Source organism: Methylobacterium sp. E-046 (assembly GCF_022829625.1).
Taxonomy (GTDB): domain Bacteria; phylum Pseudomonadota; class Alphaproteobacteria; order Rhizobiales; family Beijerinckiaceae; genus Methylobacterium; species Methylobacterium longum.
Map to the genome: position 1 here is coordinate 18,745 of NZ_JAKSYP010000039.1, position 14,178 is coordinate 32,922.

At 69.3% G+C, this 14,178-nt stretch carries 12 protein-coding genes and 1 pseudogene; 8 read left to right on the top strand and 5 right to left on the bottom strand.

Features of this window, described 5'->3' with window-relative positions; translation table 11 throughout:
* Positions 1-5: 5 nt before the first annotated feature.
* The gene (locus MKK82_RS01970) at positions 6-1,565 is read right to left on the bottom strand and encodes a proton-conducting transporter membrane subunit (protein WP_238292449.1); all 1,560 of its coding nucleotides are present in this window, start codon (positions 1,563-1,565) and stop codon (positions 6-8) included.
* 190 nt (positions 1,566-1,755) lie between these two features.
* Between MKK82_RS01970 and MKK82_RS01975 the strand changes: the two genes are divergently transcribed.
* From MKK82_RS01975 to MKK82_RS01985, 3 genes are all read left to right on the top strand, one after another.
* Positions 1,756-1,983, top strand: coding sequence for a hypothetical protein (locus MKK82_RS01975; protein WP_238292447.1), 228 nt, complete (start codon positions 1,756-1,758; stop codon positions 1,981-1,983).
* A gap of 586 nt (positions 1,984-2,569) precedes the next feature.
* Complete coding sequence (locus MKK82_RS01980; protein ID WP_238292445.1) at positions 2,570-3,439, top strand: alpha/beta hydrolase; 870 nt, start codon at positions 2,570-2,572, stop codon at positions 3,437-3,439.
* Between the two features lie 276 nt (positions 3,440-3,715).
* The gene (locus MKK82_RS01985; RefSeq protein ID WP_238292443.1) at positions 3,716-5,344 is read left to right on the top strand and encodes a long-chain-fatty-acid--CoA ligase; all 1,629 of its coding nucleotides are present in this window, start codon (positions 3,716-3,718) and stop codon (positions 5,342-5,344) included.
* A 127-nt stretch (positions 5,345-5,471) separates the two neighbouring features.
* Here MKK82_RS01985 and MKK82_RS01990 read toward each other — a convergent pair whose 3' ends face one another.
* Entirely contained in the window at positions 5,472-5,684 is a 213-nt protein-coding gene (locus tag MKK82_RS01990) for a DUF4287 domain-containing protein (protein WP_238292441.1), read from the bottom strand.
* A gap of 321 nt (positions 5,685-6,005) precedes the next feature.
* Here MKK82_RS01990 and MKK82_RS01995 point away from each other — a divergent pair, with 321 nt between their 5' ends.
* The 5 genes from MKK82_RS01995 to MKK82_RS02015 all read left to right on the top strand — a co-directional run bounded on the left by MKK82_RS01995 (position 6,006) and on the right by MKK82_RS02015 (position 11,763).
* Complete coding sequence (locus MKK82_RS01995) at positions 6,006-6,983, top strand: ABC transporter substrate-binding protein (RefSeq protein WP_238292439.1); 978 nt, start codon at positions 6,006-6,008, stop codon at positions 6,981-6,983.
* Positions 6,980-9,010 carry an ATP-binding protein gene (locus MKK82_RS02000; RefSeq protein WP_243984471.1) on the top strand — a complete coding sequence of 677 codons (2,031 nt, stop codon included), beginning with the start codon at positions 6,980-6,982 and terminating at the stop codon, positions 9,008-9,010. The genes MKK82_RS01995 and MKK82_RS02000 overlap by 4 nt, the downstream gene beginning before the upstream one ends.
* A complete protein-coding gene (locus MKK82_RS02005; protein WP_238292435.1) occupies positions 9,007-9,405 on the top strand; it encodes a response regulator in 399 nt (132 codons plus the stop codon). The genes MKK82_RS02000 and MKK82_RS02005 overlap by 4 nt, the downstream gene beginning before the upstream one ends.
* The gene (locus MKK82_RS02010) at positions 9,402-10,667 is read left to right on the top strand and encodes an adenylate/guanylate cyclase domain-containing protein (protein ID WP_238292433.1); all 1,266 of its coding nucleotides are present in this window, start codon (positions 9,402-9,404) and stop codon (positions 10,665-10,667) included. Before MKK82_RS02005 ends, MKK82_RS02010 begins: the two co-directional genes overlap by 4 nt.
* Positions 10,668-10,776: 109 nt before the next feature.
* Positions 10,777-11,763, top strand: a complete 987-nt coding sequence (locus tag MKK82_RS02015; RefSeq protein WP_238292431.1) for an ABC transporter substrate-binding protein — start codon at positions 10,777-10,779, stop codon at positions 11,761-11,763.
* Between the two features lie 70 nt (positions 11,764-11,833).
* Here the strand turns inward: MKK82_RS02015 and MKK82_RS02020 are convergent, their stop codons facing one another.
* The 3 genes and pseudogenes from MKK82_RS02020 to MKK82_RS02030 form a co-directional block, all read right to left on the bottom strand.
* On the bottom strand, positions 11,834-12,319 hold the full coding sequence (locus MKK82_RS02020; protein ID WP_238292429.1) for a YidB family protein: 486 nt from the start codon (positions 12,317-12,319) through the stop codon (positions 11,834-11,836).
* Positions 12,320-12,387: 68 nt separating this feature from the next.
* Complete coding sequence (locus tag MKK82_RS02025; protein WP_243984473.1) at positions 12,388-13,806, bottom strand: TAXI family TRAP transporter solute-binding subunit; 1,419 nt, start codon at positions 13,804-13,806, stop codon at positions 12,388-12,390.
* 273 nt (positions 13,807-14,079) lie between these two features.
* Positions 14,080-14,178, bottom strand: a pseudogene (locus MKK82_RS02030) (CsbD family protein); the annotation flags it as partial.

Genomic DNA, 14,178 nt, shown 5'->3' on the forward strand with positions numbered 1-14,178 from the left:
AGCGGTCACGAAGCGGGGCGCAGGGACCAGCCGCCGACCAGCCGGTCGAAGGCCGCGTTGGCGTAGAGGCCGTTGGCGAGGTGGACCCGCAGGCCGGCGGCGGCGGGGTGATAGGCCCAGAGCGGGAACATCGCCTGCAGGACCGCGACGAGGCCGAAGGTGAGCAGGGCCAGCATGATCAGGGCCCATTCCAGCGGCCCGGGCGCGGGTGTGGGCGGCAGCGCGCCCGCCGTGAGATGGATGGCGGCTGCCTGAAGGGCGAAGTAGCCAATGGAGGTCGCGACCGCGTAAGCCGCGGTACGCCACGTCAGCGCGCGAGGGGCAGCGTCGGCGAAGCCCTGGGCGAGCATGTAGGCGACGCCGAAGATCAGGATGGCGCCGAGGGCGAAAGCCTGGGGGGACTCGTGCGGCAGCCCGAAAGCGAGGCCGACGACGGCGAAGATGGTGAGGGCGCAGAGGAAGGCGCGCCCGACGGCGGCCGCCCCGGGTATGGCCACCGGCCCCGGACGCCGGGCCGCCGTGACGGCTTCGACCGCGCCGCCCGAGGCCAGGAACGCGTGGGCCTTGTAGAGCGAGTGGGCCACGATGTGCAGCAGCGCGAGCGGGAACAGGGCCAGCCCACACTCGAAGGTCATGAAGCCCATCTGCGCCACCGTCGACCACGCCAGCGAGGTCTTCACGGAGGACTGGGTCAGCATCACCATGCTTCCGAGCAGGGCGGTGAAGCCGCCGAGGGCGACCAGACCCGCGAGCACGCCGGGCGCCAGCAAAAGGACGTCCGCAAACCGGATGAGCAGGAAGCCGCCCGCGTTGACCACGCCCGCGTGCAGCAGAGCGGAGACCGGTGTCGGGGTTTCCATCACCTCGGTGAGCCAGCCATGCGTCGGGAACTGCGCGGACTTGAGCAGGGCGGCAACCGCGAGCAGGCCGGCCGCCGCCACGGCGAGACTTCCACCGTCACCGTCGCGGGCCGCACTCAGGATCTGTCCGATGTCGGCCGTGCCGTAAGCCGTGCCCAGCAGCACGGCGGCGACGATCAAGGCGCCGTCACTGAGCCGGGCGGTGATGAATTTCTTGCGCGCGGCGCGGCGCGCGCCGGGACGCTCGCGGTAGAAAACCAGCAGTCGATGGAGGAACAGGCTGGTGGCGATCCAGGATGCGGCGAGCTGGAACAGGTTGCCGGCCGTGACGAGGAGCAGCACCGCCGCGAGCGTGAGGCAGAGCCAACCGGTGAAGGAACCCTGCCGGTCCTCGCCGTCGAGGTAGGTCGATGCGTAGCGGAGTACGATCCAGCCGATGAACGTGACGAGGACCAGCATGGTGATGCTGACCGCGTCCACGCGTGCGGACAACGCCACCCCGGAAAGGCCGATGCGCGAGCCGTTTCCCGGACCCGACATCACCAGTGTGGCGGCGCAGACGAGGGCGACCGTGAGCGCGGCGAGTGCAAGCCTCTCGGTGAGTGCGAGGATGGCTCCCGGGCGTCGTCCCGGTTTTGAGAAGCCGGCGGCCGCGCCTGCGAGCAGCGCCACAGGCGCCAACAGCGGCAAGTCAAAGATGAGCATATGATCCTCCTGGAAACTGCCGGAGCTGGGAGGATCGATACACAGGGCCGTGGATTACGAAAAATATATTGTTTGTTGCAAATCGTTCTAGAAAATAGATCCATATGGCGGATCGCCATCCGCTGCTCGGCGTGACCTGACCGGCTGCTTCGGGCCGTGCTGATCGAGGGAATCAGCCAGGACCGAAGGAATGCGGCATGAAGCGAGGTCGTCGAACGAGCGGGGAGCAGGCCGTGTTGAGGCTGCGGCAGATCGCGGTGCAGCCGGCACGGGGCACGAGGCGTTCGGCGACCTGCAGGTCGATCATCCACGGACGATGAAGGACGTGGAGCGCAAGAACGCCCCATTGCACTGGCTCGTGACTCGTCGCCGCTTGGACAAGCAGGTGCTGGCGGAGATCGTATCGGGAAACGAGTAGCGCACGGGCGACGCCGGCAGGCGCTCGACGTGCCGATTCCGCCGCGTGGATGAGGGGATTTCACTGCGGTCAGGCGTCAGCTCAGTATTTAACAAGCCGTATCACCGGAATGCTCCACAGGGGCATGGTACTTCTGGCTTCAGATACTGCGCTCACCGAGGAGTGTTGGCGGCCGGCCCTCGTGTTAATCCAGCCCCGCCACCTGATAGATCCCGACGTCACAGCATCCGTGGCCGGCCTATGCCATCGCTCGTCAGGGCGGCGGAGGAAGAGCCTCGGCGAAGGGACGTCCGGGCCCCGCGACGGCGCTGATCGCGACCGGATTGTCGCCAAGTGTGCCGGCAATGGGCACACGCCCTCAGTTCGGCCGAGATTCGACCAATGCGTCGCCGACGGTCGGATAGGCCGACGCGTCCGCATCCGACACGCTCGGCTGTGGCCGCTTCGAGCCAAGCCCCACAACCGAACGGCCTGGCGGGCCTCCACAGACGCCGTTTCAGCTGGCATACCCGACCCTCAGCGAGGACGGGCCGCGAGGCTGCCTCGCCGATTGTGCCGCGGATGATTGCGGCGTGGGGGCCTTCCTATGCCAGCCTTCGTCCTCGACGACCCGACGCCGATCGATCCACGCCGGCGCTGGGACACCCTGGACTTGGGGTCGCGCGGGGCCTGCTACGACAACACGGCCGGCGTGCCCGACAGCGCGACCCAGGTCGCGGCCCGCAACGCCGCCTCCGCCGCGTACCGGGCGGCGCATCCGGTCGGCCTCGATATCCCCTTCGCGGCCGGATCCCGCACGGCCTTCGACCTCTATCCGGCAGCCGACCCCCAGGCCCCCTGCCTCGTCTTCGTCCATGGCGGCTACTGGCAGCGCAACGCCAAAGCCGATTTCGCCTGTCTCGCCGAAGGACCGAACGCGGCCGGCTGGTCGGTGGCGATGCCGGGTTACACCTTGGCCCCGGAGGCCAGTCTCGCGGACATCGCCGCCGAGATCGACACCGCCCTCCACTGGCTTGCCGAACACGGTCCGGCAAACGGGATCGGCGGCCCCCGCGTTCTGGCCGGCTGGTCGGCGGGGGCGCAGCTGGCAGCCCTCCACCTCGGGCACCGGGCAGTCGCGGCGTCGCTGGCGATCTCCGGCGTCTACGACCTCGCGCCCATCCGCGAGACCTACCTGAACGAGAAACTCGGCCTCACGGATGACGAGATCGCCACGCTCTCCCCCTTGCGGCTGCCCGTGACGCCGAAGCCCATGACGTTGGCTTACGGGAGCCGTGAACTCGCGGCCCTCGTCCACGACGCACGCAATCTGCACGCCCTGCGCAGCGCGGCCCATGCACCGGGCGTCCTCCTGCCTGTGCCCGGCGCCGACCACTTCTCGATCCTCGACGGGTTTCGCCGTCCGGACGGCATCCTGGTCCGCGCCGCGCAGGCGCTACTCGAAGGAACCCGCTGACCCGCCGGCTTCGGAGCCGCGCCGGATCCCGCCGGTCCCGCGGCGGCCGCATCACGTCCGGTACCGGCGGGACGTCGGGGCCGTGACCGGGCGGCGCTCGGCATCGGACGCGAACGCCCGCCTCGATCCTGCGGTGGGCCGTCGTCGCGGCGGCGGACGATTTGCCCCTCCTCGCCGCCTGGATTTCGCCTAAGCTCGACGGCGACGGGCTTCAGCGCCCGGTCGCGACCCGGCCTGAAGACCGGGCGCCCGCGGGATCGGATGGAGGACGACGCCATGAACGGTCTGATGCAGGACTGGCCCCTGCTCATCCACCGCATCATCGACTACGCCCGCGTGCAGCATCCGAACCGGGCCGTGATCTCCCGCTCGGTCGAGGGGCCCATGCACCGCACGACCTATGCGGAGATCCACGAGCGGGCGCGACGTCTCGCCAAACGGCTCGAGCGCGACGGTATCGGGGTCGGCGACCGGGTGGCGACGCTGGCCTGGAACACGTGGCGGCACATGGAGGCGTGGTACGGGATCACCGGCGTCGGCGCGATCTACCACACGGTCAATCCCCGTCTGAGCGAACAGCAGATCGCCTACATCATCAACCACGCCGACGACCGGATCCTCCTGCTCGATCTGACCTTCCTGCCGCTGGTCGAGCGGATGGCCGCGTCGCTGCCGTCGATCGAGCGCTTCGTGCTCCTCACGGACGCCGCCCATCTGCCGGAGACGAGCCTGCGCAACGCCGTCGCCTACGAGGACTGGCTCGCGGAAGCCGACGCGGACTTCGCCTGGGCGGCGCTCGACGAGAGGGCGGCAGCCGGCCTGTGCTACACCTCCGGGACGACCGGGAACCCGAAGGGTGTCCTGTACTCGCACCGCTCGAACGTGCTTCACGCCCTGGTCAACAACGGGGCCGACTACCTCGGGCTGAAGAGCCGCGACGTGGCGATGCCGGTGGTGCCGCTGTTCCATGCCAACAGCTGGTCGCTGGCGTTCCTGGCCCCGATGGCCGGCGCGTCCCTGGTGCTGCCGGGCCCACGCCTCGACGGTGCTTCGCTGCACGCCTTGCTGGAGGAGACGGCCGTCACCGTGACGGCGGCCGTGCCGACGGTCTGGCTCGGCCTGCTCCAGCACCTCGACGCCACGGGCGCGAAGCTCACCCACCTGCGGCGCGTCCTCATCGGTGGTTCGTCCTGCCCCCCGGCCATGATCGAGCGCTTCGAGCGCGATTACGACGTCGCCGTGATCCATGCCTGGGGCATGACCGAGATGAGCCCGATCGGCTCGTTCTGCGTCCTCAAGCCCGAGGTCGCGGATCTCGACGGCGCAGGTCGCCTCGACCGCAAGGCGACGCAGGGCTATCCGCCGTTCGGCGTGGAATTTCGCCTCACCGACGACGCCGGGCGCGATCAGCCCTGGGACGGCAGCACGTTCGGCCGTCTGAAGGTGGCGGGCCCCGCGGTGGCGAGCGCCTATTTCCAGGACGACACCCCGATCCTCGACGACCGCGGCTTCTTCGATACCGGCGACATCGCCACCATCGATCCGCACGGCTACATGACGGTCACCGACCGGGCGAAGGACGTGATCAAATCCGGCGGCGAGTGGATCTCCTCCATCGAGCTGGAGAACCTCGCGGTCGGGCATCCCGACGTGGCGGAGGCGGCGGTCATCGGCGTCGCCCACGCGAAATGGGACGAGCGCCCACTGCTCATCATCGTGGCGAAGGCGGATCGGAACCCGGACAAGGCCGGTCTGCTCGCGTTCCTGCGCCCGCGCGTCGCCAAGTGGTGGCTGCCCGACGATGTCGTCTTCGTGCGGGAGATCCCCCACACGGCGACGGGAAAGATCCAGAAGACGGCGCTGCGCGATCAGTTCCGTGATTACCGGTGGCCGACCGCTGAATGACGGCGGCGTTTCGTGCCCCGCCTGTGCCCGACCGGTCAGTTTGGCAGCCTTGATCGGATGCCGGGCCCTCACGTGCGCGTTCCGGGGGAATGGGAGCGGCTACCGCCGCGCGGGCCGACCGCCGCGTCTACTTCTTCCGCACCGACAGGACATGAGCCACGATCGCGTTGGCGTGACCGTGACCCATCCCATGCTCGTCCTTCAACATGGAGACCAGATCCGTGTGCTTCGCGGGGAGCCGCTCCTGCACGAGGTGCTGCCATTCTTCGATGGGACGCCCGTACTTCTTCTCGATCGACGGGAAGTACGTCGCAGGTCCCCTGACCGGTTCGGCAGACATGATGGCCCCTTCCCATGAGCTGGCTGACGCCAGCTTCGCCAAGAAGCGCGCAGGCCGCAACCGACGCACGGCCTGGGGCGCACGCATCGGGCCGGGACTACGCCCCGCGCGAGGGGTATCGAGTGTCGGGGCCCAGGCACCGGTAATGCCGCCGACCGTCCACGGATGCGGGCCGTCGGGCCGATAACCGCGATCCCGACTTGCCGTGGTCGCTCCGGCGAGCTTGCGCTAGACTTACGTCCGAACTCGCCGCGTCGAGTCGAGTGTCCGCGCCCGGTCCGCGACCAGGGCCGACGACAGTGGGACGGGCTCGGTGATCGGATGAGGCGTCGGACCGTAATCGCTGGGCTCCCCTTGGCGCTGACCGGCTGGCCGGTGGCGGCGCAGGCCCTGGCGCAGGGCCGTGTGGCGGCACTCTGGCCCTTCCCGCCCGGCGACGCCGAAGGTCTGACGCTGTCGAGCGCGTTCCGCGTGTCGATGCGCGAGCAGGGCCAGCCCGACATCCAGATCGACGATCGTTGGGGCGGGGCCGACCGCAACCGGACGCGGGCGCTCGCGAGCGATCTCGTCGCCACGAAGCCGCAGGCGATCCTGACGTATCTCAGCGCCCAGCTGACCGCCGTCTCCGCATTGACGCGCGAGATCCCGATCGTGTTCGTGGGAGCCTCGGACCCGGTCGGCTTCGGCTACGTCGTGAGCCGCCAGCGCCCGGGTGGCAACATCACCGGATTCACCCTGTACGAGCCGCCCCTGGGCGGGAAGTGGCTGGCGGCGCTCAAGGAGGCCGTACCGACGATCCGGCATGTCAAACTTTTGTCGAACCCGAGCAGCGGGGCGGCGGGCGCCAACTTCTACTCGGCCTCGTTCAGCAGCACCGCAGCGGACCTGGGTGTTCGCGCATCGATCGCGACGGTCGACGAGGCGGCCGCCGTCGAACCCTTGATCGCGGAACTCGGCCAAGAGGGCGACGCCGGTCTCATCGTGGCGCCCGGCACCTTCAGCGAGGCCAACGGGGACCACATCGTGGCGCTCACCGCCCGTTACCGAATACCGGCCGTCTTCGCGATCCGCCGTTTCGCCCATCGCGGCGGGCTCATGTCGTACGGCCCGGATCCGACCGAGGCGGTGCACCGCGCGGGCGCCTACGTCGCCCGGATCGTCCGCGGAGACAATCCCGCGACGCTGCCCGTGCAGGCACCCACGAAGTACGATTTCATCGTGAACCTCAAGACCGCGCGGACCCTGGGCATCACGGTCTCGTCGGCGCTCCTCGCCCAAGCGGACGAGATCGTCGAATGACGACAATCCAGAGCTTGGCCGCGCCGGCCGATCCGAGGAGAACGCCGCCGTGGCTCCGCCTGCGGCTGGCGGGGAAATTCGCGGTGGCCTTCGTCGGCCTGGTCTCGCTGGTCCTGCTCATCAACGGCGTTGTCGACCTCACCCTGAACTTCGAGGAGGCGCGGCGGAATGCGATCGAGGTGCAGCGTGAGAAGGCCAGGGCCGCCGCCGAGCGGGTCGAGGCGTTCCTGTCCGAGATCGAGGGCCAGATCGGCTGGACGACGCGGGCCGAATGGCGCCGCGTCTCCCCGGAGCAGCAGCGCTACGACTTCATCCGGCTCCTGCGGCAGGCGCCCGCGATCACCGAGGTCGCCTATCTCGATCCGAACGGCAAGGAACAGCTGCGGGTGTCTCGGCTGGAGCCCGACGTGGTCGCGAGCGGAAAGGATTTCTCGACGGCGCCGCGCTTTACCCAGGCGCTCAAGGACAAGACGTGGTTCGGCCCGGTCTACTTCCGGCGCGGCTCCGAGCCGTACATGACGATCGCGGTGGCGCATGCGGGGCGGGATCCGGGCGTGACCGTCGCGGAGGTCAACCTGAAGCTGATCTGGGACGTCGTCAGCGCGATCCGGAACGGCTTGAACGGCTACGCCTTCGTGACCACCGGGACCGGCCGGCTGATCGCGCATCCCGACCTCAGCCTCGTCCTGCGCGACACGGACCTGTCGGGCCTGCCCGAGGTGGCCGCGGCGTTGCCCGGGACCGCGCGGGATCAGGATTACGGAATCACCCGCGGACTCGATGGCGGGCTCATTCTGGCCGCGCACGCCACCATTCCGCGCGTCGATTGGATCGTGTTCGTTCAGTTGTCGCTGCGCGAGGCGATGGAGCCGCTGATCGACTCCATCATCCAAACGGTGTCGCTGATGGGCCTGGGCGTCCTCATGGCGGCGGTGGCCGGCACGTTCCTGGCCCGCCGCCTGGTGGTGCCGATCCGCCAGTTGCAGGACGGTGCCGAGCGGCTCGGCTCGGGCGACCTGTCCAAACGCATCGAGATCCGGACGGGGGACGAGATCGAGACGCTCGCCCAGCGCTTCAACTTCATGGCCAGCCGGGTGCAGGAATCGTACGAGACGCTCGAGGCGAAGGTCGAGGAACGGACCCGCGACCTGAACCGATCGCTCGACGACCTCCAGAAGGCGCAGAATCGCCTCGTGCAGTCCGAGAAGCTGGCCTCACTCGGCCAGCTCACCGCCGGCATCGCCCATGAGATCAAGAATCCCCTGAACTTCGTGAACAACTTCGCCGCGCTCTCGAAGGAGCTGGTGGATGAGCTGCGGAACGTGCTCAAGCCCGCCGCACTCGCTCCCGAAACGCGCGAGGAGGTCGATGAACTCACCGAACTCCTGAAGGGCAATCTCGACAAGGTCGTCCAGCACGGGCAGCGCGCCGACTCGATCGTGAAGAACATGCTGCTGCATTCCCGGACCGGTTCGGGCGAGCATCGCCCCGTCGATATCAATGCCCTCGTCGAGGAGAGCCTCAACCTCGCCTATCACGGCGCCCGCGCGGCCAAGGCCGGCTTCAACGTGACCATCGCCCGCGACTTCGATCCCGCTGCCGGGCTCGCCGACCTCTACCCGCAGGAGATGACGCGCGTGCTCCTGAACCTGTTGTCGAACGGGTTCTATGCCACCGAGAAGCGAACACAGGTCGGCGAGCCAGGCTACGCACCGACCCTGTCGGTCGCGACGCGCGACCGCGGCGACAACGTCGAGATCCGCGTCCGCGACAACGGCACCGGCATCCCTGAGAGCGTCAGGGCCAGGATGTTCGATCCGTTCTACACCACCAAGCCGGCCGGTGAAGGCACGGGCCTCGGACTGTCGCTCAGCCACGACATCCTCGTGAAGCAGCACGGCGGGACGATCGACGTCGTCTCGGAGCCGGATCAGTTCACTGAGTTCACGATCACGCTGCCGCGTCGGGGCGCGCCCACGGCCGAGCCCATGAGAGCACCGCTGACCGAGTCCGGGAGCCCGCTATGACCGTCCTCATCCTCGTCGTCGACGATGAACCCGACGTCACCGACCTCTTCCGACAGCAGTTCCGCCGCGAGCTGCGCGCCGGTCGCTTCGAGATGGCCTTCGCGCATTCGGCGCCGGAGGCCCTGACCTGCATCAGCGCCTCCACCGGCGCGAGCCTGATCCTGATGTTCTCGGACATCAACATGCCGGGCATGACCGGGCTGGAACTGCTGCCTCTGGTGCGCACGGCGCGACCCGACGTGCCGGTGATCATGATCACGGCCTACGGCGATGCCGAAACCCGGGAGCGGGTGCGGGCGGCAGGCGCGGTCGGCCTGATCACGAAGCCGATCGACTTCGCGCAGCTCAAGGCCGAAATTGAGCACCGCTTGGCCGAGATCGCGGGGACCGCATGATTACCGGTCTCCCGAGCGCCAAAATCCTCGTGGTCGACGACGAGCCCGATCTCGAAGCGCTGATCACCCAGAAATTCCGCCGCCAGATCCGCCAGAACCTCGTCTCGTTCGTGTTCGCGCATGACGGGCAGGAGGCGCTGGAGTGTCTGTCCGAGAACCCCGACATCGACCTCGTGGTATCGGACATCAACATGCCGCGGATGGACGGCCTGACGCTGCTCGCCAAACTGCAGGAACTCGCCGACAGGCCGTCGACCATCATCGTCTCCGCCTACGGCGACATGGCGAACATCCGCACGGCGATGAACCGCGGCGCCTTCGACTTCCTGACCAAGCCGATCGATTTCGCTGACCTGGAGACGACGATCGAGCGGACGCTGCGGCACGTGGAGGCGTTGCGCGACGGGCGACGGCGGCAATCGCTGGCCGAGCGTGCGCACGCGTCCCTGGCGCGCTATTTCTCGCCGAACCTCGCCGAGCAGCTGGCCGGCGATGCCTCGGGTCTCGAACTCGGCGGCCACCGGCGCGACGTGGCGTCCCTGTTCACCGACATCGCCGGCTTCACCAGCCTGGTGGAGAGCCTCGACCCGGCGCTCCTCGCCGAGATCCTCAACGGCTACTTCGCCGAGATGACCGATGTGGTCTTCGCCCACGAAGGGACGGTCGCCAAGATCGTCGGCGACGCGCTGCACGTGCTGTTCGGGGCTCCGGGGGATCAACCGGACCACGCCGCCCGGGCGGTGACCTGCGCGCTGGCCCTGGACCAGGCCGCGGAGGGCTTTCGCGCGCGCTGGCGCGAGCGCGGGATCGAGATCGGCGTCACGCGGATCGGCGTGCATGCCGGCCCCGCGATCGTGGGCAATTTCGGTGGCGGCCGCTACTTCGACTACACGGCCTACGGCGACACCATCAACACGGCGGCCCGCCTGGAAAACGCCAACAAGGCGTTCGGGACCCGGATATGCGTCAGCGAAGCGGTGGTCATCCGGGCCGGGCAATTCCGGGGCCGGCCGCTGGGCGACCTCCTCCTGCGCGGCAAGCAAGAGGCGCTGCGCGCCTTCGAGCCGCTGACCGGGGCCGCCTACGACGACGATTCACTGAGCCGTTATCGCGCGGCCTTCGACAGGCTGGAGGCCGGCGAGGCCGGTGCCCTCCCGGCCTTCGCGGGCCTCGTCGGCCTGCGTCCGGACGACGGGGTCGCGGCCTTCCACCTGCGACGCCTCCTCAACGGTTCGAGCGGGACGCGGGTGGAAGTCCAGTGAAGGATCGACGCCCGACATCGACCTGCCGGCCGCGACGTCGGCAACAGGCTGCTCCGGAGTGGCAGGACCGAGCGGCCGGACCGGATCACCGAAGGCGGGAGGCCAACCTATGAGGCGGCGCGACGTCATCGCGGGCCTGGGGGGCGCGGCGGCGTGGCCGGCTGCCGTCGGGGCCGAGCCGGGTGAACCGCGCCGGCTCGGCATCCTGCTCGTCTACGGCGAGGCCCATCCCGACACGTCTGTCATCGTGGCGACGCTGCAGGAAAGCCTGCGCCGGCTCGGCTGGACCTGGGGGCAGAACCTCGCCGTCGATCTGCGCTACGGCGACGGCGATGCCGACAAGATGAGCCGGGACGCCCACGAGATCCTCGCCGGCAGACCGGACGTCGTCCTGGCGCAGGGCGTCGTCGGCGCCACCGCGCTTCAGAAGGCGACGACGACCACGCCGGTGGTGTTCATGATGCTTCAGGATCCGGTGGGCGGCGGTTTCGTCAGCAGCCTGTCGCGCCCGGGCGGCAATCTGACGGGCGTCACCAATTTCGACTTCACGCTGATCGGAAAGTGGCTGCAGCTCCTGAAGGAACTCAGCCCCGACGTCAGGCGCGCCCTCGCGCTCGTCAATCCCGATTACCCCGCGCGACTGAAGGGATACGCGACCGAACTCGCCCGGATCGCCCCCGAACTCGGCATAGAGGCCCGGATCGCCGGCGTGCATGATGCCCCCGAGATCGAGCAGGCGATCACCGGTTTCGCCAAGGAGCCCCACGGCGGGCTGATCGTGCTGCCCGACGCGGTGACCGGCGTTTTCAGCCCGCAGATCATCGCGTCGGCGGCGTCCTGCAATCTGCCGGCGGTCTATGCGTATGCGACGCAGGTGAGGCTCGGTGGGCTCGCTGCCTATACGACCAGCGTCGTTCAGGACGTGCAGCGGGCAACCTTCTACATCGACCGGATCCTGCGGGGCGCGTCGGCCAGCGACCTGCCGGTCCAGGCCAGCGACCGCTTTTTCACCGTGATCAACCTGAGGACGGCCGCCGCCCTGAAGCTGACGATCTCCCCCTCCCTGCTGGCGAAGGCCGACGAGCTGGTCGAGTAGGTGCGCCAGCCGCGCGACGTCGTGGCGACGCCGCCGAAGGCGCCGCCCCGACGGTCGACGGGATCGTGGTTCAGCCGAGGGCCGGCAGGCGTCCGTCCGGGGAGTAGCGGTCGATGGCCGACGGCAGATCCCGCGACAGGCGCGCCAGGAGTTCGGTACGGGTCAGGCCCGTGCGCTGCTCCAGCGATGCGAGGGTCTCGGGCCCGATGGCGCGCTCGAGGTCGGCGGCCGGAATATCGCGGTTCGGCCCGTGATTGATCCAGGACTGCGCCGTGTCGGCGTGACCGCCCTTCGTGAAGTGCTCGATCAGTTCACCCAGGCCGCCCGCGATGAGCCCACCGACGCCGGCGCTGCCGGCACCGCCGAGGAGGCGCTCGAGGTTCGCCGGGATCGTTCCGCCGGAGGCCGGCGCGCCGGCCGGGACCTGCGGCACCGGCGCGTGGGCGGTGTCCTTGCCGTGGCCACCAAGCCATTCGGAGATCTTGTCGCGATTCTGGTAGCCGGCCACGGCCAGCAGCCCCAGCAGCGCGGTCATCGACGGATATCCCTTGCTCATCGTGTCGTCCCTTCTCTGTTCGGGCGCGGTGGCCCGGCTGATACGGCGGTCGACCCGCCGCATTGCTTTCACTCCGCCGCAGCGGCGGAGATCTTCGCGGCCACCGCGTCGATGACGGACGGCGCCGTCTCGCCGGCGTAATGGCCAGCCGCGATGGCGCGCTTGACCGTCGAGCGGGCCGCATCGATGGCGATGGACGCGGCCGACATGGTCCTGGCCTCGGTCGGGCGCTCCAGGGCATGCTTGGCGATGTCGCCGGCCAGATCGTCGATTTCCCGCGCGAGGGCGTGCAGTCGGTTCCGATCCTGCGTGCCCTGCGCCTCATGCCGGATCGCGAGCAGCCGATCGGTCGCCTCCTCGACACGCTCGCGGCGCAGGCGGGACAAGCGCTGTGCGACCCACGCGAGGGCCGAACCGATACCGCCGCCCAGGAAGGCGAGCAGGTAGATCCAGGTCTCGTAGCGCTCAATGAAGCTCTGCTGCTCGCGCTCGAAGTAATCGACGGCGCCTGGATGGATCGGCAGCCGGGCACTCGTCGCGCCGACGGTGCTGTCGTAGGCCGGGGCCTGGACATAATCGGCGGACGCAGTGACGTTCGCCATGCCGCTGCGCAGTTCGAACAGGTGCTGGGTCACGTCCGCCGCCACCGACCGGGCGAGATTCGCGCGCGCCATCAGCCGGTAAGATGCACCGACCGTGTGGACATCGGCGGCCGGGATCTTCGGACTGCCGCCGAAGGTCTCGGCCGGCATGGTCACCACTTGGAGCCGTGGCATGCGCGCCACGAAGGCGTCGGCATTCTCCATGTCCACGAACGAGACCTTCCGGCTGCGGCTCGCATCCTGGACGATGCCGATGATGCGCTGTGCGGCTGGCGCGGTCGGGGCGATGACCGAGATCACGGCGTCGACGCGCTTGCGGGCGAAGGCGGCGGCCAGATCGGCCTCCGCCGTTTCCACGAGGGCGACGTGGCGGGGCGGGATCGGGGCCTCGGGATCGGTGGTGATCAGCGTCAGTCCGTAATGCTCGAGCAGGGCTCGGATCAGCGCCTCGTCGGCATCCCGGTGCGCCAGTATCGCCAGGCGCTTCCGGTCGAGATCCGGGAACCGGTCGATCCCCGACGCCTCCGGCGCGGCGATGATCATGGCCTGATCGCGCAGAATCGCGAGGGTGAGCCCGTTATCGGGGAGATCGACGTCGGGCCGCACCACCGCGAGGTCGGCGCGGCCCTCGCGCAGCGCCTCGGCGCTGTCTCGGACATCGTCGAAAGGCAGGATCCGCAGGCGGATCTCCTTGTGCCGCTTGGCCAGAGCATCCGCGTAGGTCTGGATCAGGGCGGGTTCGGTGCCGTCCCGTGGAGCGACCGCGACCGTGAGCACGGTGGCGCGCGAGGCCCAGTAAGCCACGGCGGCCCCCGCACACAGCAGGATGGCAAGCGCCAGGAAGACGAATTCCCGGCGCAGGAACAGACCGGATAGCTGCTTCATCGCGGTGGTCTCCGGCGGGGTTCGCGGAGGTCTGGCTCAGTGCGGCTGCGCGAGCCGGCGCGCGCGACCGCCCAGGGCGACGATCTCCGGCACGATCGACGCCCTCGAGATCTTGCGCAGCATCGAGTCTTCCCCATCTCGGCGGACCCCGCGCGGCCCACCGTCGAACCGGCGCCGTTTGGGGAGAAGGCGGCACCGGTTCGCCCGGTGCCGCCGCCAGGGTCGCGGCGCGGCCGGGGCAGCGCCGGCGCGGCCGGCGCCGTGGGGGCGCGCTCAGCGCCGTCCGGTGACGGTCTCGGCCAGGGACTTGGCGCCGTCCTTGACGTCGCCGACCGTCTTCTGCGCCTCGCCCTTCAGCTCCTGCGCCTGGCC